20 protein-coding genes are annotated in these 24,696 nt (G+C 56.2%); 11 read left to right on the top strand and 9 right to left on the bottom strand.

The features are described 5' to 3' along the window. Window positions 1-139: 139 nt before the first annotated feature. Window positions 140-754, top strand: coding sequence for a transglutaminase-like cysteine peptidase (locus ACTJKV_RS13040; protein ID WP_062423626.1), 615 nt, complete (start codon window positions 140-142; stop codon window positions 752-754). A gap of 36 nt (window positions 755-790) precedes the next feature. Here the strand turns inward: ACTJKV_RS13040 and ACTJKV_RS13035 are convergent, their stop codons facing one another. Next, window positions 791-1,714 (bottom strand): DMT family transporter, encoded by a 924-nt coding sequence (locus ACTJKV_RS13035; RefSeq protein WP_440598821.1) that lies wholly within the window; start codon window positions 1,712-1,714, stop codon window positions 791-793. A 134-nt stretch (window positions 1,715-1,848) separates the two neighbouring features. On the opposite strand from ACTJKV_RS13035, the gene ACTJKV_RS13030 reads away from it, so the two are divergent. Next, complete coding sequence (locus ACTJKV_RS13030; protein ID WP_111847257.1) at window positions 1,849-2,286, top strand: Lrp/AsnC family transcriptional regulator; 438 nt, start codon at window positions 1,849-1,851, stop codon at window positions 2,284-2,286. A 3-nt stretch (window positions 2,287-2,289) separates the two neighbouring features. On the opposite strand, the gene mbfA is transcribed toward ACTJKV_RS13030, so the two are convergent. Continuing rightward, the gene (gene mbfA / locus ACTJKV_RS13025) at window positions 2,290-3,273 is read right to left on the bottom strand and encodes an iron exporter MbfA (RefSeq protein ID WP_440598820.1); all 984 of its coding nucleotides are present in this window, start codon (window positions 3,271-3,273) and stop codon (window positions 2,290-2,292) included. 389 nt (window positions 3,274-3,662) lie between these two features. Here mbfA and ACTJKV_RS13020 point away from each other — a divergent pair, with 389 nt between their 5' ends. Further along, window positions 3,663-4,778, top strand: coding sequence for a Gfo/Idh/MocA family protein (locus tag ACTJKV_RS13020; RefSeq protein WP_440598819.1), 1,116 nt, complete (start codon window positions 3,663-3,665; stop codon window positions 4,776-4,778). A 101-nt stretch (window positions 4,779-4,879) separates the two neighbouring features. Then, on the top strand, window positions 4,880-5,491 hold the full coding sequence (locus ACTJKV_RS13015) for a flavodoxin family protein (protein ID WP_440598818.1): 612 nt from the start codon (window positions 4,880-4,882) through the stop codon (window positions 5,489-5,491). A gap of 98 nt (window positions 5,492-5,589) precedes the next feature. On the opposite strand, the gene ACTJKV_RS13010 is transcribed toward ACTJKV_RS13015, so the two are convergent. Continuing rightward, window positions 5,590-6,138: a cupin domain-containing protein gene (locus tag ACTJKV_RS13010; RefSeq protein ID WP_062423622.1), complete on the bottom strand. Its 549-nt coding sequence runs from the start codon at window positions 6,136-6,138 to the stop codon at window positions 5,590-5,592. A 148-nt stretch (window positions 6,139-6,286) separates the two neighbouring features. Between ACTJKV_RS13010 and ACTJKV_RS13005 the strand changes: the two genes are divergently transcribed. Beyond that, a complete protein-coding gene (locus ACTJKV_RS13005; protein WP_440598817.1) occupies window positions 6,287-7,621 on the top strand; it encodes an aspartate aminotransferase family protein in 1,335 nt (444 codons plus the stop codon). 130 nt (window positions 7,622-7,751) lie between these two features. Here the strand turns inward: ACTJKV_RS13005 and ACTJKV_RS13000 are convergent, their stop codons facing one another. Next, window positions 7,752-9,176 carry an FAD/NAD(P)-binding protein gene (locus ACTJKV_RS13000; protein WP_440598816.1) on the bottom strand — a complete coding sequence of 475 codons (1,425 nt, stop codon included), beginning with the start codon at window positions 9,174-9,176 and terminating at the stop codon, window positions 7,752-7,754. A gap of 347 nt (window positions 9,177-9,523) precedes the next feature. Between ACTJKV_RS13000 and repA the strand changes: the two genes are divergently transcribed. The 4 genes from repA to ACTJKV_RS12980 all read left to right on the top strand — a co-directional run bounded on the left by repA (window position 9,524) and on the right by ACTJKV_RS12980 (window position 14,821). Next, complete coding sequence (gene repA / locus ACTJKV_RS12995; protein WP_082479330.1) at window positions 9,524-10,738, top strand: plasmid partitioning protein RepA; 1,215 nt, start codon at window positions 9,524-9,526, stop codon at window positions 10,736-10,738. Further along, on the top strand, window positions 10,735-11,748 hold the full coding sequence (gene repB, locus ACTJKV_RS12990; protein ID WP_440598815.1) for a plasmid partitioning protein RepB: 1,014 nt from the start codon (window positions 10,735-10,737) through the stop codon (window positions 11,746-11,748). Before repA ends, repB begins: the two co-directional genes overlap by 4 nt. Before the next feature lie 295 nt (window positions 11,749-12,043). Then, entirely contained in the window at window positions 12,044-13,309 is a 1,266-nt protein-coding gene (gene repC, locus ACTJKV_RS12985; RefSeq protein ID WP_440598814.1) for a plasmid replication protein RepC, read from the top strand. A gap of 138 nt (window positions 13,310-13,447) precedes the next feature. Continuing rightward, complete coding sequence (locus ACTJKV_RS12980) at window positions 13,448-14,821, top strand: cytochrome P450 (RefSeq protein WP_440598813.1); 1,374 nt, start codon at window positions 13,448-13,450, stop codon at window positions 14,819-14,821. Between the two features lie 69 nt (window positions 14,822-14,890). Here ACTJKV_RS12980 and ACTJKV_RS12975 read toward each other — a convergent pair whose 3' ends face one another. Further along, the gene (locus ACTJKV_RS12975) at window positions 14,891-15,373 is read right to left on the bottom strand and encodes a pyridoxamine 5'-phosphate oxidase family protein (RefSeq protein ID WP_062423616.1); all 483 of its coding nucleotides are present in this window, start codon (window positions 15,371-15,373) and stop codon (window positions 14,891-14,893) included. Between the two features lie 120 nt (window positions 15,374-15,493). On the opposite strand from ACTJKV_RS12975, the gene ACTJKV_RS12970 reads away from it, so the two are divergent. Together ACTJKV_RS12970 and ACTJKV_RS12965 are read left to right on the top strand one after the other, a co-directional pair. Continuing rightward, window positions 15,494-15,937, top strand: coding sequence for a PPC domain-containing DNA-binding protein (locus ACTJKV_RS12970; protein ID WP_440598812.1), 444 nt, complete (start codon window positions 15,494-15,496; stop codon window positions 15,935-15,937). A gap of 359 nt (window positions 15,938-16,296) precedes the next feature. Continuing rightward, entirely contained in the window at window positions 16,297-18,729 is a 2,433-nt protein-coding gene (locus ACTJKV_RS12965) for a methyl-accepting chemotaxis protein (protein WP_440598811.1), read from the top strand. A gap of 672 nt (window positions 18,730-19,401) precedes the next feature. On the opposite strand, the gene ACTJKV_RS12960 is transcribed toward ACTJKV_RS12965, so the two are convergent. The 4 genes from ACTJKV_RS12960 to ACTJKV_RS12945 all read right to left on the bottom strand — a co-directional run bounded on the left by ACTJKV_RS12960 (window position 19,402) and on the right by ACTJKV_RS12945 (window position 24,679). Further along, the gene (locus ACTJKV_RS12960) at window positions 19,402-21,225 is read right to left on the bottom strand and encodes an ABC transporter ATP-binding protein (protein ID WP_440598810.1); all 1,824 of its coding nucleotides are present in this window, start codon (window positions 21,223-21,225) and stop codon (window positions 19,402-19,404) included. 14 nt (window positions 21,226-21,239) lie between these two features. Next, window positions 21,240-22,076 carry an ABC transporter permease gene (locus ACTJKV_RS12955; RefSeq protein ID WP_112953430.1) on the bottom strand — a complete coding sequence of 279 codons (837 nt, stop codon included), beginning with the start codon at window positions 22,074-22,076 and terminating at the stop codon, window positions 21,240-21,242. Further along, the gene (locus ACTJKV_RS12950; protein WP_440598809.1) at window positions 22,073-23,020 is read right to left on the bottom strand and encodes an ABC transporter permease; all 948 of its coding nucleotides are present in this window, start codon (window positions 23,018-23,020) and stop codon (window positions 22,073-22,075) included. The genes ACTJKV_RS12955 and ACTJKV_RS12950 overlap by 4 nt, the downstream gene beginning before the upstream one ends. 126 nt (window positions 23,021-23,146) lie before the next feature. Further along, window positions 23,147-24,679, bottom strand: a complete 1,533-nt coding sequence (locus tag ACTJKV_RS12945) for an ABC transporter substrate-binding protein (protein ID WP_440598808.1) — start codon at window positions 24,677-24,679, stop codon at window positions 23,147-23,149. Between the last annotated feature and the right edge of the window lie 17 nt (window positions 24,680-24,696).

The raw sequence follows: 24,696 nt of genomic DNA, 5'->3' as shown, positions 1-24,696 counted from the left end.
CTTCGGGCCGATGCTTTAAGCATTTCGGCAACGCTCTTAACCATAATATTCATCTTGCGTTCATAGAGGGCCCGCTTCCGATTGACACTTACCCCTGATCTCTCTTAACACTTTATTAAGACTTCAAGGGACGGGTTTGATGATGAATGCATCGCAGGCACGGGCGCTGCTCATTGCAGTGGCGGCCGGACTACTTTCTGCGGCCTCCGTGCAGGCTGAAAACAAAGGCAGCCCGGCCATGGTGACGGGCGGCATTACATCGCAGCCGATCGGCCATTACGAATTCTGCCAGAGATACGCATCCGAATGCGATATCCGCAGCAAGCTGACACCCGCTCCTCGCGTGACGGATTATGGCTGGACTGTCATTCGCGACATCAACACTGAAGTGAATACCACCATCGTCGCCATGACCGACCAGGAAGTCTATGGCAAGGACGAATATTGGGAATATCCCAAGACCGCAGGCGATTGCGAAGACTTCGTGCTGTTGAAGCGCAAGAAGCTGATCGAGAAGGGCTTTGCCGTCTCCGATCTTCTCATCACCGTCGTGCGCAAGCCCGATGGCGAAGGCCACGCCGTGTTGACCGTGCGGACCAATGACGGCGATTTCATCCTCGACAATTTGTCGAACGAAGTGAAGCTGTGGACCGACACCAACTACACCTATTTGAAGCGTCAGGCTTCCTTCAACACCGGTCGCTGGGTCTCCATCGAAGATGGCCGTGATGTTCTGGTTGGCGCACTGCGCTAAACAGACAGCATTGGCAAACACCGCTTAGGTATCGCCTTATCGAAACGCAGAACGTGATGTGTCACCTGAGGCGTCGCGCTTTTCTTTCAGGCGGGGAACAACAGACCAGCCCAATGTCGAACCTGCTGCGGCCGCAAGAATGGCGACCACGCCGATGATCTGCAGTGGCTGCAGGTGATGGCCGAAGGCAATACGATCAATCATGATCGCCGCCACCGGATAGATGAAGGACAGGGAGCCGGTGAGGTTGGTCGGCAATTTCTGGATTGCGCCATAGAGCAGAATATACATCAGTCCGGTGTGAACGACGCCAAGCGTCACCAACATCATCCATGCCTGTGCCTCGATGCGAGGACCGTCTGCCGAAAATGGCAGGAGCAGAAAAATGCCGGTGACCACCTGAATGAGCGCGATCAGTTGCGGCGGAACGCCCTTCAGTGTCTTGGCGATGATGGCGGCCACCGCATAGAAGAAGGCGGCGGCGAGAGCGAGCGCAATTCCGGCGAGATAGTTTTCACCAGAATATCCGACACCGAGCTTCGCATAGATGATGGCCAGCGTGCCGACAAACGAGATGGCGAGCCACACCATCTTATTGAGCGTCAGCCGCTCGGACAGGAAGACAGCGCCCATGGCCACCAGCATAAAGGGTTGGGTATTGTAGACCGCAGTCGCAATCGAAATTGAAGCGCGTGGATAGGCGGCGAATAACAGCAGCCAGTTCGTGACGATCGCCATTCCGCCGAGCACTGCGAAACCCAACTGTTTGCGCGACATGATACCGAGCCTGAAAAATCCCATTGCTGCGCAGATCGGCAGCAGGATCGCCGCGCCGAAAACGCAGCGCCAAAATACGACGCTCGTCACCGGTTGGCCGGACAAGACAACAAACAGACCGATGGTGCCGGAAATCACCATCGCGCTTGCCATTTCAATCACGCCGCGCATCTTTTCAGTCATGGTCAGGCCCTCATTGTGATGCAGGGATCCTAATGGACTTGATTGGAGATTGCCTTGAATTTTAAAAGGCGTTACCTCAAAAAATCCTATCAAAAGAAGGCTGTAATTGGCCTTCGCTTTAAAGGACAAAGCCTATGCTCGACGATGTCGATAAGCGCATTCTGGAGCTTTTGTCGAATGACGGGAGAATGTCTGTCAAAGATCTTGCGCAGCATGTGGGACTGTCGGCGCCGAGTACATCCGAGCGGATCAAGCGACTGGAGGAGCGGGGCGTCATCCGCGGCTTTACAGTGGAAATCGACCCGGCGAGTATCGGGTTCACGCTCCAGGCTATCATTCGTGTTCGTCCCTTGCCTGGCAAGCTGCATGTTGTTCAGCAACTCATCGAGGCAATCCCTGAGATTTCAGAATGCGACAAGGTGACAGGAGACGATTGCTTCATTGCCCGTCTGCATGTCCGCTCGATCGAGGAGCTGGACACCATCCTCGACCGGATCGCCGACAAGGCGGAAACCAACACGTCGATCGTGAAGCTGCAGCCGGTCAAACGCCGGCTGCTTCCTTTGTCGTGACGCTCATCCGTGGCCGATGATAATGCCGGCCGCCAGAACCAGCGAGCCGCCAAGAACCACCTGAAAAACCGCGCGCAGGAACGGCGTTTCCATGAACCTGTTCTGGATGAAAGCAATCGCCCACAACTCGATGAAGACGACGACGGCGGCGATCGCGGTTGCCGTCCAGAAGTGCGGAATGAGGTAGGGAAGTGCGTGGCCGAGACCGCCGACAGCCGTCATGATACCGGACGCCAGGCCGCGCTTTATCGGCGATCCGCGTCCTGAAAGCTTGCCGTCATCATGAGCGGCTTCGGTAAAGCCCATGGAAATGCCCGCACCGACCGAGGCGGAAAGACCGATCAAAAAGGTCTGCCACGTATCCTGAGTGGCGAAAGCTGCGGCAAAGATCGGCGCAAGCGTCGAGACCGAGCCGTCCATCAGGCCCGCTAGACCAGGCTGCACATAGGTCAGCAAGAACTGGCGCTTGGAGGTCTCATCTTCTTCCGATCGCGCATCTTCGGGAAGATGCTTGTCGCTGAGCATGCCGGCAATGTCTTCATGCCCCCGCTCCGCTTCGGCAAGATCGCCGAGAAGCTTGCGGGTTTCTGCATCGGTCACGTGGCGAATTGCCTCGTCGTAGAAGCGAATGGCCTGCTGCTCCATCTCTTCGGCCTGCTCGCGGATATGGTCTAGCGTCAGCGTATTGATCAACCAGTCCGGCTTGCGCTCATAAAAGCCGCGCACATGCTCGCGCCGAATGAGTGGAATGACATCGCCAAACCGGCGCTTGTGCATATCGATCAGGACATTGCGGTGCGCGTGCTCCACTTCAGCCATGTCGTCGAAAATCTTGGCGGATTGCGGATATTGAGCGCGCAAATGATCCGCATAGGACCGGTAGATCCGTGAATCATCCTCTTCCGACGAGATGGCCAGAGCAAGGATTTCCTGCTCGTTGAGAGAGGAGAAGGGACGTTTGGAGGAAGAGAAGAGACTGCTGAACATGGTGCCATCCTTTTAGAATGATTCTAATTACTCCTGTGATCCGTGCTTCGCAAGTCTTTTTAGAATAATTCTAAGTAGGTTTTTTGCATGGCCGGAAAGCTGAAGGACATGTCTCGCACACCAATGGTGGCGCCGGTATTCGACCAATGATGGGATGCGAGCAAAGCGCCACAAAACACAAGCGCAGGCAGCACATTGGCCTAACAGCCATCAACCCATGTGCAGCACCCCGTTTATAGAACCGACTGCCAAACGGAATCCGGATCCGACACGCTTGGGGCAGACCATCATGTCCTTGATCCGGAACATTGCTGAAGGTTCGGCATTCCTCATTGGCAATGCCGCATCCGGCTGCGTTGCTCCCCAATCAAGCGAGTTTCGAGAGCGCAATGCCATCACCAGAACAGAAAATCCGTTACGCCGTCGTCGCCGGAGGCCAAATCTCACAGCAGGCCTTCATGCCCGGCATCAAGCAAACCAACAATTCCGAGCTGGCAGCGCTTGTGACCGGTGATCCGGTGAAAGCGGACAAGCTTGCAAAACTTTACGGAATAAAACCCTGGTCGTACGAGCAATATGATGAGCTGCTGAAGTCCGGCGAAATCGACGCCGTTTATGTTGCCACCCCAAACTTCCGTCACGCCCCATTCGCCGTTGCTGCTCTCGAGGCTGGCATTCACGTGCTTCTGGAAAAGCCGATGGCGTCGAGTGTCGAGGAGGCTGAACAGATCCTGGCGGCACAGAGAAAAAGCGGCGCCAAGCTGATGATCGCATACCGTCTTCATCATGAGCCCGGCAATGTCGAGCTTTTCACACGCGCTCGTAATGGCGACTTTGGTGATCTTCGCAGCTTCTCCTCAACCTTCGCCCAGAATGTCGCAGAAGAAAACTCTCGTGGTCATAACGGCTATTGGGGCGGCCCTGTGCCAGATATGGGTGCCTATCCGCTCAATGCAGTGCGCAACCTCTTTGGCAGCGAGCCCGTCGCGGTTCACGCGGTTGGAACCAAGGCCAAAGATCGCGGCTTCAACTTTCATGATACGGTCGCGGTCACTTTGGCGTTTCCGCAAGAGCGCACCGCGCAGTTTACCGTGAGTTACGCCACCGCATCGGCCGAAAACTTCACACTGGTCGGAACGAAGGCGACGGTCGAGGCTTCGCCCTGCTACATGTTCGGGCCTTCCATGGGGATCGCTTACCGCGAGATTACTGACGAAGGGGAGAAGGAACACGTCTTCGAGCCGGTAGACCAGTTTGGTAACGAGACGCAGTATTTTTCCGACTGCATTCTGAACGACCGCGATCCGGAAGCCAATGGCGAGGAAGGCTTGATGGATATGCGTGTCCTGGCTGCGGTTGAGCGATCGCTTGAGACTGGGGAGACCATCACGTTACCCGCAGCTTCACGATCTCGCAGGGTCGAAGCCGACCAGGCGCTTCACCTGGACCCCGCTGAGCAACCATCGGAAGACGAGATGATCAGCATCATTCCCCAGTCGAAGTAATCAGATCCACGCGCCTCCATGCGTCAGGAGCAATCTGCGACACGGGAACAAGCCTTTCGTGTCGCGGTTACGAGACGATGTTCACCTTGGAGGAGACGACAATGGCTTTGAAAGCAATCGCGCTTAATGCAACCTTGAAGGCATCTGGCGGCGAGCCATCATCGACGGATCGCATGCTCGCACTCATTTCGTCGGCGATGTCAAAAGACGGTGTGGAGACCGAGACGATCCGCCTTGCCGATTTTAACATAAAGCCGGGCGTGTCCTCTGATGAGGGCGACGGAGATGATTGGCCGGCGATTCGTCAAAAGGTTCTCGACGCAGATATTCTCATCCTCGGCACACCAATATGGCTTGGACAGCCCAGCAGCGTGTCGAAGCGTGCATTGGAGCGAATGGACGCGTTTCTTGAAGAAACCGATGACGCGGGCAGAATGGCATCCTATGGACGGGTGGCTGCCGTAGCCGTTGTCGGCAATGAAGATGGCGCCCACCATGTCTGTGCTGAACTCTATCAAGCCCTGAACGATGTCGGCTTTACGATCGCCCCCAACGCGGTGGCCTATTGGGTGGGCGAAGCGATGGGTAGCACAAACTTTTCCGATCTGGAGCATATCCCAGAAACAGTGACGAAGGCCGTCGACATGCTGGCTCGCAACACCGTGCATTTGGCAAGGCTGACCAAAGAAAACCCCTATCCAGGTGAAGCGTAAGAACGGGTATTCTTATCTTCCTGCATCAAGCGAGTGACGCCTCGGGTCTCAATCATACCGTTAATTAGTCGGCTAATGAAAGCGCCTTGATCGGTTCTTTAAAAGCTCGGAGGCGTGCAGGCGCTGATCACCTCGCAGGGCACGGGCCCAACGCAGCGAAAAACATGGGGACGCCTGCTTTCGAAATAATAGGCGTCACCCGGCCCAAGAATGCGGCGTTCGTCATCGACGGTGACCTCCAGCCGGCCAGACAGCACGATGCCACCCTCCTCCCCCTCATGCACCAGAGGTACACGTCCGGTGCTGGCGCCGGGTTGATAGCACTCTTTAAGAATCTGCAGGCTCCTGCCGAACAAGTTATCTCCGATTTGCCGGTAGGAAATCGGCCCCTTGCCGATCTCGACCAACTCTTCCGCAGCATAGAACGCCTTGCGCGGCTTGTCCGGCTCGAAGGCAAAAAACTCTGCAAGGCCAATCGGGATGCCGTCCAGAATCCGCTTCAGGGCACCAACCGACGGATTTGCCGAATTGGACTCGATCAGCGAAATCGTCGAGTTCGTTACGCCTGCCCTGCGGGCCAACTCGCGTTGCGACAACTTGTGCATCGACCGAAGATGACGCAATCTGTTGCCAATATCGACGCTCATTAAAATCTCCGCGTTTCACATGTTCGGTATAGCGCAAACATACACCCTTCTACTCAGTTAAAACAATAGGTTAGGACTGAATAGAAAAGGACTTGTTTACAGCCACAAAGTCGCGGATGGATGCATCATCCAAGTCAAGGGGACCCTCATGGACCATCAAACCAAAGCCAACATGCCAAACCTCGCCAATTTCTGGATGCCGTTCACGGCGAACCGCCAGTTCAAGGCGTCACCCCGTCTGCTGGCAAGTGCCGAGGGCATGTACTACACCGATGTTGACGGCAACCGGATCCTCGACGGCACGGCAGGCTTGTGGTGCGTGAATGCGGGCCACGGCCGCAAGCGGATTTCGACGGCTGTCGAGCGACAGCTCTCCACGATGGATTTCGCGCCCACCTTCCAGATGGGCCATCCCATCGCTTTCGAATTTGCCGAAAAGCTCGCCGCACATGCGCCGGGCGGTGCCGCTGCCGAACTCGATCGCGTCTTTTTCACAGGTTCTGGTTCTGAATCCGTAGACACAGCGCTCAAGATTGCGATCGCCTATCAGCGCGCCATCGGTCAGGGAACACGCACACGCATCATCGGCCGTGAGAAGGGTTATCACGGCGTTGGCTTCGGCGGCATCTCGGTTGGCGGTCTCGTCAACAACCGCCGCGTTTTCCCGCAGATCCCCGCCGACCATATGCGCCACACGCTCGATTTGGAGCGCAACGCGTTTAGCAAAGGCCTACCACAGCATGGTTTGGAGCTTGCGGAAGATCTGGAGCGTCTGGTCGCCCTTCATGGCGCAGAGACAATTGCCGCGGTGATTGTCGAACCGATGTCGGGTTCGGCCGGCGTGATCCTGCCACCCAAGGGCTATCTGGAAAGGCTTCGCGCCATTGCCGACAAGCATGGCATCCTGGTGATCTTCGACGAGGTGATCACCGGCTTTGGTCGTCTTGGTCAGCCATTCGCCACCGATTACTTCGGCGTCGTTCCGGATCTGGTCACCACAGCCAAGGGTATCACCAACGGCTCGATCCCGATGGGCGCGGTGTTCGCGAAGCGCTATGTCTATGATGCGCTGATGCACGGCCCAGAAAACCAGATCGAACTCTTCCACGGTTACACCTATTCAGGCCACCCGGTTGCCTGCGCCGCCGGCATCGCGACGCTCGAGATCTATGAGGAAGAAGGCCTTCTGACACGCGCGGCATCGCTGGCGCAGAAATGGGAAGATGCCCTCCATAGACTGAAGGGTGCACCACATGTGGTCGATATCCGCAATCTCGGCCTCGTCGGCGCCATCGAACTTGCCCCGCGCGACGGTGCTCCAGGAACACGCGCTTACGACGTCTTTGTCGATTGCTTCAAGAAGGGCCTTCTTGTCCGCGTTACGGGAGACATCATAGCGCTCTCCCCTCCCCTGATCATCGAGGAAGACCAGATCGATACGATCGTCTCCATGATCGGGGACGCACTTCAGCGGGCTGTGTGATCGCTCACGCTCTGAAGAATGTCCGGGGTGAGGAACCCGCCCCGGACCATATCTGACCAGATTTAGTCAAAATTTAAGAATTTTCATCCCGTTGTAATATAACGAAAAAAATCCTCATATCAAAGCAAAGTCACGCTTTGCTTTCTGCACTTCGTATAGCTGTTTTTGTTGGATTCTGATCGCTTTGCGATGACCTGACTTGAACACGTTGTTCGATCGATTCGGCGACTTTGCGAGTCTGCACGCGTATGTCAGGCACAGCAGTAATTTCCCAAAACTGCCCCGCTGTCAAGGCACCCACAGCGAATAGGTCAGACTGCGCATGCCCATCAGGCTTGAGAACATGGGACTGCGCATCGACCCTGATGCCCAATCCAAGTGGGTCGGTATCGATCATTTTATCTGTGACCATCTGCTGCAGAAGCGGAGAGTGAGCGATCCCAGCTCGTTCCATGCCAGTACAATTTACCAGCCAGTCGAACGGCAAACAGACCTGGCCCGTTTCACCTCGTTTACGGTAGGTCAGGAAAGGCCCCTCCTCCGCCCTGGCAATACTTTGTACGAAACCAGCGTGAACTTCGACCACATCCTGCTTCAGCAATCCATCGAAGACCTCATGCACTTGCGGTGCGACCCGGTGCCGGTGAATATTCCACCAGGCAAGGGCATGGCGAAGGAACCGCGCTCGCTTCGGCTCATCCAGGGACTGCCAGAGCTTTTGGGTCTGTGGACGCAAACCATCCATAACGGCACGCCATTCCGTGCCCGCCCTCACCACGCGTCGAAGATCGGCCAGGATCTGACTGATTTCGCTGTGGCCTGGATTGAGCTTCGGGTCTACAGCGGTAACAGGCGAAGTACTGTGACAATGGGGGACAAGGCCACGGCGCGAGATCACATGGATCTTTCCGCGATGCCCCATGTTCCGGAGCGACAAAACCTGATCGATCATCGTCAAGCCGGACCCCAAGATACAGATCGTGTCATCGGGCTGAACTCTGGAGAGCCAGTTGAGACGCCATGGGTTTCGGACGACGCGGCGCAGGAGCGCCATATCGGCTTCTCGAGTTAGCCGCGGTAAACTTGCCGTCCCCACACCAAGACACAGGACCCCCCTTCCGGCAATCAGCGACGTTCCGTCACTAAGCCGAAAGGCGACACGGCCTTCACCAATGGCTGCACACGACATCGCCTTGGCCTTGATAAAGTCAACTCGGATTCGCTGCCTTTGATCTCGAAGAAGGGCGGCGAGTGTATCGCGCAAATAGAGTCCGTAGTCATTTCGGCTGGCAAAGCCAGACCCGTCTACGTCCCGTCCTCGGCTACTCAGCCAGTTGAGAAAGTCGTCGGGACGATCGACAAATGCGCTCATTCGCGCTGCTGGTACATTTAACCGATGAAGATGCAGTTCAGTGCGATATGCCGTTCCTCTTCCGAAGCTCGCATCATCACCGACGATGGCAATCGATGTCCCTGCCGGAAGCAATTGCAAAAGATTGGTCACCAGACTGATCGCTGAAAATCCGGATCCCACCACCGCGACGTCATAGATCATATTGGCCTCCTTGCTATTGCATGACCAACAAAGCTCACGCCGACTCAAAAAGCAAATGAAAGCATCGACACACTTGAACTGAGGTACCGCTCGGCAGCGCTCCAGAAATCGGTTAGCCGCGGCTAACACGGGGAACGCATAATGGAGGTTCCGCCTCGCGCATTTGCCGAGCCACCAAACTCTATTTCTGATTCAAAATGCCGTTGTATGACGCTGGAAAGATTCATGTTTGGCTTAAGAAATGCCTATTGCGTCAAAAAGAGAATCGGCGCTTATATTCCAGTTGCGGAAAAATCCGATTTCGACGGAAAAAACCGCAACTGATCTAACGAGCGGAAAAGAGAGAAATGACACCTGGTGCTGACCCCAACATTGCTGAGAGAGCGCCCGATCTCACGAGCCTCATCTTACAGCATTCGGCAGCTTTGTCTGCACAGCTTCAGGCGCACAATGCTCACACATTTGCGCCGTTGTCCGAAAAGACCATGCGCACATTCTCTCCTTCCGAGACAGCAAAGCTGATCGGTATTGGTGAGGCCTATCTTCGCCAGATCGCCGCCGAGATGCCGGACCTCAGCGCATCGCAGAGCGGCGGTCGCCGAAGCTATTCCGTCGATGACATCCACGCGATCCGCAAACACCTCGATCAGGGTGCACGCGGTACACGCCGCTATCTTCCGCATCGCCGTGAAGGTGAGGCGCTCCAGGTCGTCGCAGTCATGAATTTCAAGGGCGGCTCAGGCAAGACGACCACCTCCGCGCATCTCGCTCAATATCTGGCGTTGCGCGGCTATCGCGTTCTCGCCATCGACCTTGACCCGCAGGCCAGTCTGTCCGCCCTCTTCGGTCACCAGCCTGAATTGGATGTCGGTCCAAACGAAACACTATATGGTGCCATCCGCTACGACGATGAACAGCGTCCGGTGGCAGAAATTGTCAGGGGCACCTACATCCCTGACCTCCACATCATTCCTGGCAATCTGGAGCTTATGGAGTTCGAGCATGACACGCCTCGTGCTTTGATGCGCCGCGCGCCTGGCGACACTTTGTTCTTCGCCCGCATCGGTCAGGCAATCGCTCAGGTGCAGAACTTCTACGACGTCGTTGTCATCGATTGCCCTCCGCAGCTTGGTTATCTGACACTCTCGGCCCTGACAGCTGCGACCTCGGTTCTCGTGACCGTTCATCCGCAAATGCTCGACGTGATGTCGATGAACCAGTTCCTGGCAATGACCGGCGATCTTCTCTCTGAAATCGGCCGTGCCGGTGCGCGCTCGGATTACCATTGGATGCGTTATCTCGTGACCCGCTTCGAACCGAGCGACGGACCACAAAACCAGATGGTGGCGTTCCTCCGTTCCATCTTCGGTGAGAACGTTCTGAACCATCCAATGCTGAAGAGCACGGCGATCTCCGACGCCGGTTTGACCAATCAGACCCTGTTTGAAGTTGAACGGACCCTCTTCACACGGTCGACCTATGACCGTGCCTTGGAAGCCATGACTAACGTAAATGCCGAAATTGAAGGCCTGATAAAAAAAGCGTGGGGTAGAACCGCATGAGCAGAAAGCAAATCTTCGCCAATCTCGGCGGCACCGGTGCCGATAACAACGAAGCCGCTGCGGACCGTCCGCGCCCACGTATTCGGCCTATTCTCGGTTCGCCGGATCTGGTGACCGACACCGTGAACTCGCCGGTTGGAATGATAGGTCAGTCCCTCAACGAGGTTTCCGAACGCAGCAAGCGTGCCGAAGAAATCGAAAAGAAGCTGGCTGAAGGCCTGGCTATCGTTGCGCTTGATCCTGCCGATATCGATCCATCCTTTATTCCCGACCGCATGCCGGCGTCGCGCGAGGCAGATGTGGGTCTGGTCGAAGCCATTCGTGAGCAGGGCCAACAGGTCCCGATCCTGGTTCGCCCGCATCCAGATAGGCCCGGCCGCTATCAGGTCGCCTTCGGACATCGTCGTCTGCGTGCTGTCGCGGAAATCGGTATTCCTGTTCGTGCCGTCGTTCGTGATCTGACAGACGAGCAGCTTGTCGTGGCGCAAGGCCAGGAAAACAACGAACGCCGCGATCTCAGCTACATCGAGAAAGCGCGCTTTGCACAGAAGCTGCAGCTCAAGTTTTCGCGTGAGACCATCATGGCGGCGATGTCTCTCTATAAGAGCGATCTTTCCAACATGCTGTCGGTCGTAGGCCGCATTCCCGATGATATCGTGGACAAGGTTGGTCCTGCTCCTGGCGTCGGTCGTCGCAACTGGATGGATCTCGCTGATCAGTTGACGTCATCCAAGGTGAATGATGTCGCACGGTCCTTCCTTGAGGACGATCGCATCGAAAGGCTCGCCTCGGAAGAACGTTTCAAGGCTCTGCTGGAGTATCTCAAGCCGAAGGTGGAACCCAAGCGCAGCGGTGTTCTAGCGTCGAAGAGCGGTCAAAAACTCGCGAAGATCGTCGAGACGGACCGTAAGATCGATATCTCCATCGACCGTAAGGAAGCTCCTGAGTTCGCGTCTTTCGTTCTGGAGCACCTGCAGGCTCTGTTTGAGGAGCACCGCTCTAAACAATAGTGCCCGTCAGTTGCGCGAGGTCAACCAAGGCTTTGCGATAGCGACAGGTTCGAACACGACATCCAAGCGCGAGACGGCTTTATCAAGATTCGACGCGCTTTAACGAAACCAACGAGTGAAACAGAAACAGGAGCATCTGGCCCAAAAGAAAAAAGCCCCCGAACGTTGCCGCGCGGAAGCCTTTCTTTGATTTAAGCACCCGAAGAATCTCATTTCCGCGAATCATAGTCAAGAGTCTTGGCATCGAATTCTTTTCGGTGAGCGATTTTCTTTTGCCTTTTTGAAGGTGAAAGACATGAATAGCGATACTGTAACGACGCCCTTTGGGCGGCGAGGGGTTAGTTATGCCCAACTCGCACACCAATTTGCGTCTCAACGCATCAATACGGAACATTCCATCGACAAGTGGAAACTCTTCCGTCGCATCTGTGAAGCAAGAACCGTCCTAGGCGTTTCGGACCGGTCTCTTGCCGTTCTCAATGCGCTTCTCAGCTTTTACCCGAAAACAGAACTATCCGACGAACATGGTTTGGTGGTCTTCCCATCCAACGAGCAACTGTCACTGCGGGCCCATGGAATGTCAGAGCAGACATTGCGCCGGCATCTTGCAGCACTCGTCGACGCTGGTCTCATTCTGCGCAAGGATAGTCCAAACGGAAAACGCTATGCCAGAAAGAACCGCGCGGGCAGTATCTGCGATGCTTTCGGATTCTCGCTCGCACCTCTCATCGCACGCTTTGACCAAATCGAGGCCATTGCGGAAATGCTGGCCGAGGAGCGCCTTCAGCTCCAGCGGATGCGTGAAAAAATCAGCCTGTGCCGGCGTGACATTGTCAAACTCATCGAACTTCTTGCGGACTGCATCGACCAAGATCGACTGGAGGTCTTTCACGCACGTCAAATCGTCATCACTGCAAAGATGGATCGCAAGACAAAGGCACCGCAGCTCAACCTTATTCTCGATGAACTGAGCGAAATCCGGGATGATATTGCTAAGCTTTTGGAAAAACAGCTAGAAATCGAAAAAATAAGCGCCAATGCCTATCAAAATGAGCGGCTTATACAGAGTTCAGAATCCGAATCCTATTTTGAAGATGGTAGCCCTGTGGAAAACGCGGACGCTCCGGAAGCGGAAACGGTGGAGGCACGCCCATTGGCGATCAACGCAAACCAATCCTCGAAAAGCGAGGGAACCCTCAGCGAAGAGAAATATGATCTCCAGACGGTGCTACGAGCATGCCCTGAGATCGCGCTTTACGGCCCCAATGGCACTGTGAGGAGTTGGATGGACCTCAAAACTGCAGCCAATGTGGTGAAAACCATGCTCTCTATCAGTCAATCGGCTTACGATGAAGCAGAGAGACAGGTAGGCCCACAAGCCACAAGTGCAATCATAGCGTGTATTCTGGAGAGATCTGGACAGATCAATTCCGCCGGTGGCTATCTACGAAGCCTGATCAAAAAGAAGCATAGCAACAGCTTCAGTGTGAAACCGATGCTGATGGCGCTTCTCAGGTCCAAAATGTCAGCCAACCTGGGCCCAGCACCACTTCGTTGCTGAAGAACACCTAACATGCCGCATATTCGGCCTGCTGAACCAAAAGGGCGAAGACAACGACCGAGATCAAAACCAGTACCGTAGACACACCATCCCTTCGCAATCTGCATTGGGCTTCCCATATCAGAAACAAGAAGAGCAATGACACGGAGCAGCCCATTGAACGACCAGAGCGTATCACTGAAGCCCATGGGACCTGTAACGGAAGCGTCGACGGCCAGAGCGCTGCTGGCGCTTATCCGCAACCCACTCGAAGCACTGCCACCGGCAGTCTTCACCGAACCGCTGGTGTTTTCAAAAGTCGCCGGGCGGGTCAGCATCTACATCTCCGACCCGGCGCTTATCCATGAAGCACTTGTGAAGAATGCGGATGTGTTGGGAAAGGGCGATCAGGTTCGTCGTGCACTTGGCCCCGCGCTTGGGTCAGGACTATTGACGGCCGACGGAGCACACTGGAAATGGCAACGCCAGTCAGTCGCCAGCGCGTTTCGCCCATCTTCCTTGACGGCACTTCAACCCGCCATGCTCGACGCTGCCAGACAAACGCGCGATCGATTGTTGGGTCACCAAGGTGGAACGGTCGATATTGGCCACGAGATGATGAAGACGACCTTCGATATCATTGTCGAAACGATGATGTCCGGTGGTCATGGCATTGATGTTGAACGGGTTGAGCGCAGCATCACCGATTATCTTCGCCCTAGCGGCTGGACCTTTGCACTTGGCGTCGTCGGCGCACCGGACTGGACTCCCTATCCGGGAAGACAGCGGGCCATAAGGGCGGTGGAATTTTTGCGCTCGAGCCTGATGAGCGTCTTGGAAGAGCGCCGGCGTAACCCGTCAGATCGTCAGGATCTCGTTTCCATGCTGATCTCCGCGAGCGATCCCGAAACCGGGCGTATGATGACCGATGTCGAGATCATCGATAATCTCATGACCTTCATCACGGCCGGCCATGAAACGACAGCTCTTGGTCTCGCCTGGGCCTTCGATCTTCTGGCGCGGAATCCCGAATGTGAGGCCCGGCTGTTGGCGGAAATCGAAGAGGTCACGCGAGGCGGGGAGGTGAGGCCGGAGCACATCGGGGAGTTTAATTACACGAGGCAGGTGTTTTCCGAAGCAATGCGGCTTTATCCACCAGCGCCGATCATTACGCGAACGGCGCTAAAGGACTTCAAGCTTGGAGATTATCTTGTGCCGGAAGGCACCGTCATGTTCGTTCCGATCTATGCCGTCCATCACCACGCCGCGATCTGGAATGAACCGGAGAAATTCGATCCCGACAGGTTCCTGACTGACGCGACGAAGGCCCGGCACCGTTATGCCTATATGCCTTTTGGGGCAGGCCCGCGCGTGTGCATCGGCAACGCTTTCGCCGTGATGGAAGCCGTCGCGGTTTTGGCTGTTATCTTGCAGAAGCTGCGATTGAGAACAGACGGCATCACGCCCGAGCCGCTGATGAAGGTAACGCTGAGACCGAAAACCAGCCTGAAGATGAAGGTTGCATCAGCGTGATACTGGGCTGAGAGCCATGTGCAGGCTTGCAAGAAAATGGCCAGCGGATCGTCGCTGGCCATAATGGTTTCACATATCGACTTTGGCGTTTTCGCCCATATCTGGACGGGTGTTGCTGACGGCTGCGGCGGCCATCTTGATGTAGCTAATGACGGTGCCGGGGCTGTCCCAGTACTCAGCGGAGGAAGGCATGACTTTCAGGACACGAATGGACGGGTCTTCTGCACTGTCCCACCAGGCTTTCGCCGGCGTCGACCACAAGTCTCGGATCCGCTCACGGTCGTTTTGAACTTCAGCGGTGCCGGAAATCGAAACGTATTTCTGTCCCTTCGAGTCGGCGAAGGCGAGGCAGACATTTGGGTGTCGGGCGATCTCCTCATCCTTGTGACTAGCAACATCGGTGAGGAAGTAAAAAGCATTCTCCAATCGCTCTGCATGCGCTGCCATGGGTCGTGCGCGAAGGTCGGACCCGGTCTGCGTTGTCAGCATGCAAAAGCCGATCTTTTCAGCCAGATCCCAAACCTTGGTGGTGTCGTCTTCGATATGTGCCATCTGGCCCTCCTCTGATCGATCCCCCTTCAACGAGCTTCGCTATGACATCGTTCCTCTCAAGGAACTTCGAACGCACATGGCCATTTTTCCTTCAGGTCCTATCGGCAGAGAGACAATCACATGCAAAGCAAAGAACTGGGTAAAAGCGATCGATGGAGCGAACGCAACTTCGTGCTCGTCCTGGACGATGGCGAAGAGGCGTTTGGCGCCATCACCAAATTCTGCGAGGAGCAGAACATCACCGGAGCCTCACTCACCGCAATCGGTGCTTTTAAACGCGCTAAGCTCGGCTTTTTCGACTTCGCTCAGAAACGCTATATCGACATTCCGGTCGATACCCAATCGGAAGTTCTAAGCGCCATCGGGGATGTGGCCGTCGATGACGAAGGAAAGGCCAGCGTCCACATGCATGCTGTTCTCGGTTTTGCCGATGGCTCAACCAAAGGAGGGCATTTCATCAGTGGCATCGTTCATCCGACATTGGAAATCATCATCCGCGAAAGTGCTGTCGCTTTGCGTCGACGCAAACGGCCTGATCTGGGGATCGCGCTTCTCGATGTGTGAGGGGGGTGCTTCGGATCGCGTGCCCCGGCGATGTCTCGTCTAGCGCTTGTTCAAAGCTCAATATAAGAAATCATTAAATAAACCTTGGCGTTTAACCACCGTTGTGAATCATCTAATGATTTCAGATAGACAATGTCTTCTAAAAAGAAGCGCAGATGCCGATATAACAATTATCAAATTTTTATAAAATACTTTCCCTGTAAAAGACCCAATTGTGAGACGAACAGACGATCATTTTAGCAATGTAATGATTTTTATATTGAATTTCTATTTATGGAATTCACCGTTGATATTCGACGTTAACCATTCATCAGACGTTTCGCTCGGAATTTATCTCGAATTCAACGAGAGGAAATCCTATGCAGTTCCGTTCCCTGAAAAGTAAAATAGCAGTCTTATCCGCCTTCAGTGTTCTCGCGGCCGTCGGTGGACTGTTGACCTACAGCCTTATAGCAACGCAGAACAGTCAAGCGGTGGTCGCAGAGAGCGTGTCGGAGTTGACGCGCGACTTGACGAAGGAAAGCCTGCAGCGCCTTGCCACAGCACAGGCTAGTAAGATCCAGGGGTCGCTCAACGAAGCTTTCGATGCCGCCCGTAACATGGCGCGTAGTTTCGAAGCCTTGACGAACGGCGATGCATCTATTCCCCCAGAGACGCGCAGAGGTCGCCTCAATCAGATCCTGCTGAATGTGCTGAAGGACAATCCAGCGTTCAACGGCACCTATAGTGCATGGGAACCGGGTGCTCTGGATGGGATGGACGAGCGTTTCAAGGACAATCGCAAGGCTGGCTCAGACGCGACGGGCCGTTTTCTGCCCTACTGGACGCGAAACGCCGCGGGTCAGATCGATATCCAGCCTCTGGTGGAATATGACAGCCGGGATCTACATCCCAATGGCGTCACGAAAGGGGGCTGGTATCTCGGTCCCCAGAGCGGTGGGGGCGAGAGCATTCTCGATCCATTGCCCTATGTCGTTCAAGGCAAGAATGTCTATCTTGCCACCATGTCGGTGCCGATGACGGTCAACGGCCGCTTCGCGGGCGTAGCCGGCGCAGATTTTGACCTGTCTTTCGTTCAGGAACTGGCACAGTCCGTAAAAGCCGGAATCTACAGTGGCCGGGCCGTCGTGGAAATTATCAGCCACAAGGGCCTGATCGTCGCCTCCAGCCGCAATCCGGACCTCATCGGTCAACCATTTGACCGCAACGATCCTGAACTTCGCGCCGTCCTTCAAAAAATCCAGGCCGGTGAAGCCAATGTCTATAACGACGAAAAGGACCTGCGTGCCATCGCGCCGATCATGATCGGACGGACAAAAACGCCCTGGTCCGTCATGATCGAGGTTCCCGTCGAGGTCGCGCTCGCCAAAGCTACCGACCTTGATCATACGCTTGCGCAGACAAGTACGCGTGACGGCTGGATGCTGGCGGCCGTAGGTTTCGCAGTCCTGCTCTTCGGTGTCGCTACAATGTGGTATGTGGCCCGCTCCATCGCGGCCCCGATCAGCGCCATGACATCGGCGATGAGCAGTCTTGCAAATGACAACTTCGAGGCCGTCATTCCCGGTATTGGACGCCCTGACGAGATCGGAAAGATGGCCGCAGCCGTGCAGGTCTTCAAGGAAAATGGCCTGCGCGCGCGCACGTTGGAAAAGGAGACTGAAAGCAATCGTCGTGAAACCGAGGAGGAGCGGCGTCGCAGTGCAGAGCGTGATGCCAAGCGGAACGACGAGATGCGTCACGCCACCGAAAATCTGGCGGAGGGTCTCAAGCAGGTTGCCGAGGGCGATCTGACTTTCAGCTTCGACCAAGCCTTCGCCGATGAATACGAAAGCTTGCGGCGAGATTTCAATGCAGCGGTGACGCAGTTGAGGCAGGCAATGGTTTCCGTCGCGGCTGCGACCACTGCAATCGACGACGGATCACGTGAACTCAGCCAGGCTGCCAACGATCTTTCCAGGAGGACGGAACAACAAGCTGCGGCGCTTGAGCAAACCGCTGCGGCTCTTGACGAGATTACGGCGAATGTCTCGAGTTCAACCAAGCGCGCTCAGGAAGCGCGTACCGTTGCGATCGATGCGAATGAGGCGGCGCGCAAATCCGGGGTCGTGGTGGCGGACGCCGTGGATGCCATAAAGCGCATTGAGACGTCGTCGAGCCAGATATCCAACATCATCGGTGTGATCGACGAAATCGCCTTTCAAACCAACCTGCTAGCCCTTAATGCCGGTGTAGAGGCGGCTCGTGCCGGCGAAGCAGGCAAGGGTTTCGCCGTGGTGGCGCAGGAGGTCCGCGAACTCGCACAGCGTTCTGCGCAGGCGGCGAAAGAAATAAAAGGGCTGATCCGCAATTCATCGATGGAAGTGGAGGGCGGTGTCAGACTGGTTCAGGAAACCGGGTCCGCTTTGAAAGCGATCGAAGACTATGTGGCGACTGTCAATCACCACATGGATGCGATCGCAACGTCTGCACAGGAGCAGTCCCTCGGTCTCTCAGAGGTCAATGCCGCCGTCAACCAGATGGACCAGACAACCCAGCAGAATGCCGCGATGGTGGAAGAGGCAAGCGCATCCAGTACCTCGCTTGCCAACGAAGCAGATAAGCTGCGCCGGCTGGTCGCGCAGTTCGAGACAGGCGGAACGCTATCCCGGCAGACCGCCGCAGCCCGGCCCGAGGCAGTCCGCTATGACCACAGGGCAACGCAATCGTCAGCGCGGCGTCTCCTCGCCAAAGTGGCAGGTGGTGTCGGGTTGCGCGGGGAGGCTGCCGCTGAAAGCTGGGAAGAATTCTAGGGTATGTCGCGCAAAACTGTGCCGGGGTTTTGCAATAACGACATGAGATAAAACAAAGAACCAAAGCGTAATGAGCGAATTGAAAGATCGCGACAGGCTTTAAGGGAACTAGACGACGTTCATTCTGTGCCCAGGGACGGTGTTTCGACTCGTCTCTGTGCAGCACCGTTCGATAGAGACGATTGCCTGGGAAAGGCTCTGTCGCTGCAAGATAGAATGGTGCGGTGTACGTCTCTACCGGCGGACCACCGATACTCCGGGATTTTTTATTTTTAGCGCAAACAGGCAACGCGGTTATCCTCGACGATCTCGCGGTTCACAAGAGCACTAAGGCGGCACAGGCGTTGAAAGAACAGGCGCTTGGTTCCTGTTCCTGCTGCCTTACAGCCCCGATCTCAATCCCATTGAGATGCTTTCTCCAAGATTACGGCCCACCTGCGCGCCGCAGCCGCAAGAATGTTCAAGACCCTTTCAAATGTTCTCGGATCAATCTGCAATCTCTTCGAGAGAACCACGTGCTAAAAATATCTCAAAGCAGCGGGGCTATGCATCCGATTAAACGCATAGTGGTTTGAGTAGATACTGTGAGCTGAATGTACCGAGCCGACCCTTTGCCGTTCAGGCGATGGGTTCGTTCGTGAATAGGTGGCAAGCGGTTCGATCGCCTGAACCTCAGCTCCAGTCTCCCGACCAAACCTGGACAACATGTCCGGGCGAGACTTCCTGATAGGTGCGTGCAGGAGGGTTGAAATCCTTGTTGCGGATGGGGCTTTTCAGCTCGCCGATCGTCAGTTTACGGCGCAACCGCCTGCGCGACGGGTCTGGTACGGGAACAGCCGATAGGAGCCGGCGCGTATAGGGGTGTTGCGGGTTGGAAAAGACCGCTTCGCGAGGTCCGGTTTCGACGATTTCTCCCAGATACATGACTGCCACGCGATGGCTGATGCGTTCTACCACGGCCATGTCATGGGAAATGAAGAGAAAGCCGAGCTTCAGTCTTTCCTGCAAATCGAGCATCAGGTTCACGACCTGCGCCTTGACAGAAACATCGAGTGCCGAAACCGCTTCGTCTGCAATGATCAGTCCGGGCTCAAGTGCCAGGGCTCTGGCAATGCAGATACGCTGGCGCTGCCCACCGGAGAATTCATGCGGGTAGCGGCTTCCCATATCAGCCGAAAGCCCGACTTCACCGAGCAGATCGCGTGCAAGCTTGCGCGCATTCCTCGGCGTCTCCAGTCCGTGGATGAGCAGCGGTTCCGCAATCGCATTCTCAACTGTCAGCCGCGGATTGAGGCTTGCAAACGGGTCCTGAAAAATCATCTGCACCTGGCGGGACAGATCGGCACGGCGAAAGGACTTAACCTCGTTGCCATTGATCCGGATCAAGCCGGAGTGCGGGCTGTTCAATCCGGCGAGCAGGCGTCCCGTCGTCGATTTTCCACAACCCGACTCTCCGACGATGGCAAGTGTTTCCCCTCGTGCCAAAGAAAAGCTGACATTTTCCACGGCGTGAACACGCGCTTGCACCATGCGGGTATAGGGAGAGCGTATTTCGAAGCGACCGGACAGCTTCTCGACTTCAAGCAGCGGGGGACCCGACGTATCGACCGTATCTGGCCGACTTGGGACCGGCAGAGCAAGACCTGTCTCCATATCGATGATGGGGAAGGGCCGCGGCCCGCCTTCACCGGCGGAGCCCAACTGCGGCACGGCGGACAACAGGGCTCGGGTGTAGGGGCGCTTGGGCGCAGCGAAGACATCGGACGTCGCGCCCGCTTCGATCTGGTCGCCGCGATACAAGACCATTGTGCGATCGGCGATTTCGGCAACGACCCCCATATCATGGGTGATGAACAGAACGGCTGTGCCTTCCTCTTCCTGAAGGGTTTTGATGAGGTCCAGAATTTGCGCCTGGATGGTCACGTCGAGAGCGGTCGTCGGTTCGTCGGCAATCAGGAGAGCCGGCCGGCAGGCCAAGGCGATCGCGATCATGACGCGCTGGCGCATACCGCCTGAAAATTGATGCGGATAATCGTCGATGCGCCTGGCTGCTGACGGAATGCGTACCTTTTCCATCAGCTTGATTGTTTCTGTCCGCGCCTGCTTCTTTGAGATGCCACGGTGGGCGATCAACGGCTCAGCAATCTGCTCACCGACCGTCAGCACTGGGTTGAGGCTCGTCATCGGCTCCTGAAAGATCATCGCGATCTGGTTGCCTCGGATCGTCCGCATCCCGGCGGGGGAGGTGCCGATCAGCTCTTCCCCATTCAACTTGATCGAACCTTCGATCTGACTCGAATTCTCCGGCAGCAGTTGCATCACCGACAGTGCCGATACGCTCTTTCCCGAACCGCTCTCGCCGACGATTGCAAGCGTTTCGCCCGCGTTGATATCGAGATTGAGGTCGCGAACGATGGCATTGAACTTGCCCTCGCGCAGGAAGGAAATCTTCAGGTTGCGAATCGAGAGAACAGGATGAGGGGTGGCTTCGGTCATTGTGTCTTTTTCCCTTAGGCGCCGGGTTTGCCGACGCCGCCCAATGCGGCGGAAGAGCGTGGATCGAGCCAGTCTCGGAGGAGGTCGCAAACACCGTTCAGGATCAGGATCATCGCCACAAGCGCAAGGCACGGCCAAACCAGCAGCATGGGTTGATGCGCGATGGCCGCGCGCCCGGTCCCGATCATCAGTCCCAGCGACGGGGAGGGCGGTACGACCCCCAATCCGAGAAACGAAAGACCCGATTCCAGAACGACGGCGGCCGCGGTGACGAAGCTTGCCTGGACCAGCAGAGGGCCCATGATATTGGGAAGGATGGTCTTCACCATGATCCGGCCATTGCTCGCGCCCATGGCCCGCACGGCTTCCACATAGTCCTGGGAGCGTACAGTCAGCACACTGGCATAGGCGACGCGGGTAAAGCCGGGAACGAAGACCACCGACAGGACAGGGATCAGCGTTATCGGACCGGGGCCGTAGAGCGTGACCGCGAGCATCGCAAGGAGAAGTGGCGGAAAACACAAGACGATATCCATGGCGCGGAGCGTGAAGATTTCCGACAAGCCACGCATATAGCCGCCGAAGATACCAAGCGCCGTGCCAACGATCGCCGACAGGAGCGCCGTCGACAAGGCTATGAAAATCGAGATACGAACACCAAACAGCAGACGGGAGAAAACGTCGCGGCCCATCTCATCCTGCCCGAGCAGGAAAGCAGCGGAGGGTTGGGCAAACCGCTGTCCCATGTTCATCTTCAGCGGATCTGGGATCGGCAGGACAGGAGCGAGGAGGCACGCCATCACCATGAGCGTCAGCAGCACCGGCCAGATGAGACGGAGTGAGCGCGTCATTTGCGGACCCTCGGATCAGTAATGCCGTAGACGATATCGACGACGAGATTGAGCGTGATGAACATGGCGGAGATCACCAGAATGACAGCCGTGACGCTTGGATAATCGCGTGAATTGACGGCACTCACCAGCATGCCGGACAGTCCCGGCCAGTTGAAAACATATTCCACAAGAACCGTTCCGCCGAAGAGGCCGCCGAGGTTGAGCGCGAAGACCGTGATGACCGGCATGAGGGCATTGCGAAGAACGTGACGCACAACGATCCGCCTTTGCGGCAATCCCTTAGCGCGGGCAGTGCGGACATAATCGAGCGGCAGAACATCCAATACCGCGGCGCGCGCGATACGAATGACGATCGCAGCAAGGCCGAGAGCGATGGCAAAAGCCGGCATTGCCAGCAGGATGAGATGCTTGCCGGGGTCAACGCTGAAATCGACATAGCCTCCAGCCGGCACCAATTTCCATATTTGAGCGAAGAGCAGGATGATGATCGTTCCGGCAACAAAGACAGGAATACCCTGAGCAAAGCCCGCAAGCACGTTCGATATACGATCAAATCTGCTGCCCTGCCGCAATCCTGCTGCGACGCCTGTCGGGATGCCGACCAGCAGGCTGAGAAGGGCAGCTGCTGCGACCAGTTCCAGTGTGCGGGGCAAACGTTTGGCGATCTCCGGACCGATAGGCGACCCGTCGATCATGGAGTTGCCGAGATCAAAACGCATCAGTCCTGCAAGGCGATCGGCATATTGGGCGGCGATGGGACGATCAAGGCCAAGGTCGCTGCGCAGCTGCGCGATCGATGCGGGGTCGGGCGTCATGCCATCGCCGGAGAGCAGAAGCTCTGCCGGGTCTCCGGGAACCATGTAGATGGAAAGGAAGACGAGGCTGGTGACGAGCCAGAGCAGCGCCAGGGAAATGGCAATTCGCTGCAGAAACCAGAACATGAGGGCAATCCTCCACGGATCTGCCATGCAATGCGGGGAGGACGGACTTCAGCCATCTCGACCGTGCTGCATGGAGGAAAAGAGATGACGGCCGGTCCTCTTGTCAAGGACCGGCCGACCCGGATGTTATGATATCGAAAGCTCGTCGAAGAGACGCCCAGAAAAAGGAGATATCTGGTCAGGCAGCATGTGGAAGTCTTTGACCTGATTCAGATGCGCAAAGCCTGTGGCGCGATAGGAGAGACCGCAGAAGGGCGTATATTCGATCACCAGCTTGTCGACTTGCGCGTAGATTGCCTTGCGCTTTTCGAGATCGAACTCGGCACGTCCCTTCGCCAGCAGCTCGGTGAGCCCCGGAACCTCGAAATTGCGTGAGCGGAAGAAAGTCGGAGAGAGCGTCGGATCGATCAACGAGCTCGCCGCATCCGGATCGAATGTTTCGAGGCCGAGGCCCTGGACGGCAAAGTCTCCCTGGCCGCGATTTCCCATGGTGACGCGGGTGGACCAGTCGGGCATGGTCAGCGTGACATTGATCCCGACTTCGGCGAGATGGCCCTGGACGATGACGGCAGTATCCCGGTGCATGCCGTATTGTGCCGTCGAAAGCAGGTTTACGGTCACGCCTTCTGCACCGGCTTCCTTGATCAGAGCCTTTGCCTTGTCGGGGTCATAGGTCTGGCCATTGGCCAGTTCTGCATTGTAGTAAGGTGTCGTCAGCGAGCGGGGAACGCCGCCAAGCACGGCGCCGCGACCAAAGAAAACGCCATTGACGATTTCCTCGCGACGGATGGCCAGTGCCACGGCGCGCCGCAGACGGGCATCCTTGAAGACGCCTGCGCCGTTGAAGGAAAGGAACATGAAGGCGCCCGTCGCAACGGTTTCGAGCTTCACATTGGCGTCCTTCTCGAGCTGGTCCATCGCGCTCCAGGGAACGTAGTCGATCACATCGACGTCGCCGGCGGTGATGGCGGCAACGCGCAGGTTTTCATCCGCATAAGCAGTGACGCGCGCTTTTTTGAATGTCGGCAGCCCGCTCTTGAAATAGTGCGGCGACGCTTCGAAATCAAAACCAACGCCCTTTTCCGCATTGGTGAGGGTGAATGGCCCGGCGCCTATTCCGTGGTCTTCCGTATCTGTCGAACCCTTGGCGATAATCTGCAGAAAAGGATTGGCAAAGAGCGCGGGGAGCGCGGCATTTGGTAGCTTCGTCATCAGCTTGAAGGTGCGCTCGTCAACGATGTCAACCTTCTCGACATCCAGCATGGAATCGCGTGTCGACGCGCCGGAACCCTCTGCCTTGATTTTCTCGATATTCCATTCGACATCCGCGGAGGTTACCGGCTGGCCGTTGGAGAATTTCGCGTCTTTCAGTTTGACGATCCAGCTGCGGTCGCCGTCGCGCTCAAAGCTTTCAGCCAGCTCCCCAACCAGCTTGCCGTCCGGCGTATAGGCCATGAGGAAACGATTAATCAGCGATGATACGAGTTGACCGGCATAGCCGACATTCACCCAGGGCTTGAGATGAGCCGGATAGGTGGAAAGACCGATGCGCAGTGTGTCGGAGCTTGCAGCGGAAAACGCACGCGGCGCACCACCCATCGCAAGTGCGGCACCAGAAGCGGCAGTGAGTTTTAGAAGGGTACGGCGATCGAGTATCATGGTTAGTTCCCCATTAT

Source organism: Agrobacterium sp. 22117 (assembly GCF_052045735.1).
GTDB lineage: Bacteria > Pseudomonadota > Alphaproteobacteria > Rhizobiales > Rhizobiaceae > Agrobacterium > Agrobacterium cavarae.
Note: the sequence above shows the minus strand (reverse complement) of the source record. Positions and strands in the feature narration are given on the sequence as shown.

Bases quoted from the DNA above. Each gene is read 5' to 3' on its own strand.
- ACTJKV_RS13040 (WP_062423626.1), top strand. From the start codon at position 140: ATGATGAATGCATCGCAGGCACGGGCGCTGCTCATTGCAGTGGCGGCC.
- ACTJKV_RS13035 (WP_440598821.1), bottom strand. From the start codon at position 1,714: ATGACTGAAAAGATGCGCGGCGTGATTGAAATGGCAAGCGCGATGGTG.
- ACTJKV_RS13030 (WP_111847257.1), top strand. From the start codon at position 1,849: ATGCTCGACGATGTCGATAAGCGCATTCTGGAGCTTTTGTCGAATGAC.
- mbfA (WP_440598820.1), bottom strand. From the start codon at position 3,273: ATGTTCAGCAGTCTCTTCTCTTCCTCCAAACGTCCCTTCTCCTCTCTC.
- ACTJKV_RS13020 (WP_440598819.1), top strand. From the start codon at position 3,663: ATGCCATCACCAGAACAGAAAATCCGTTACGCCGTCGTCGCCGGAGGC.
- ACTJKV_RS13015 (WP_440598818.1), top strand. From the start codon at position 4,880: ATGGCTTTGAAAGCAATCGCGCTTAATGCAACCTTGAAGGCATCTGGC.
- ACTJKV_RS13010 (WP_062423622.1), bottom strand. From the start codon at position 6,138: ATGAGCGTCGATATTGGCAACAGATTGCGTCATCTTCGGTCGATGCAC.
- ACTJKV_RS13005 (WP_440598817.1), top strand. From the start codon at position 6,287: ATGGACCATCAAACCAAAGCCAACATGCCAAACCTCGCCAATTTCTGG.
- ACTJKV_RS13000 (WP_440598816.1), bottom strand. From the start codon at position 9,176: ATGATCTATGACGTCGCGGTGGTGGGATCCGGATTTTCAGCGATCAGT.
- repA (WP_082479330.1), top strand. From the start codon at position 9,524: ATGACACCTGGTGCTGACCCCAACATTGCTGAGAGAGCGCCCGATCTC.
- repB (WP_440598815.1), top strand. From the start codon at position 10,735: ATGAGCAGAAAGCAAATCTTCGCCAATCTCGGCGGCACCGGTGCCGAT.
- repC (WP_440598814.1), top strand. From the start codon at position 12,044: ATGAATAGCGATACTGTAACGACGCCCTTTGGGCGGCGAGGGGTTAGT.
- ACTJKV_RS12980 (WP_440598813.1), top strand. From the start codon at position 13,448: ATGACACGGAGCAGCCCATTGAACGACCAGAGCGTATCACTGAAGCCC.
- ACTJKV_RS12975 (WP_062423616.1), bottom strand. From the start codon at position 15,373: ATGGCACATATCGAAGACGACACCACCAAGGTTTGGGATCTGGCTGAA.
- ACTJKV_RS12970 (WP_440598812.1), top strand. From the start codon at position 15,494: ATGCAAAGCAAAGAACTGGGTAAAAGCGATCGATGGAGCGAACGCAAC.
- ACTJKV_RS12965 (WP_440598811.1), top strand. From the start codon at position 16,297: ATGCAGTTCCGTTCCCTGAAAAGTAAAATAGCAGTCTTATCCGCCTTC.
- ACTJKV_RS12960 (WP_440598810.1), bottom strand. From the start codon at position 21,225: ATGACCGAAGCCACCCCTCATCCTGTTCTCTCGATTCGCAACCTGAAG.
- ACTJKV_RS12955 (WP_112953430.1), bottom strand. From the start codon at position 22,076: ATGACGCGCTCACTCCGTCTCATCTGGCCGGTGCTGCTGACGCTCATG.
- ACTJKV_RS12950 (WP_440598809.1), bottom strand. From the start codon at position 23,020: ATGTTCTGGTTTCTGCAGCGAATTGCCATTTCCCTGGCGCTGCTCTGG.
- ACTJKV_RS12945 (WP_440598808.1), bottom strand. From the start codon at position 24,679: ATGATACTCGATCGCCGTACCCTTCTAAAACTCACTGCCGCTTCTGGT.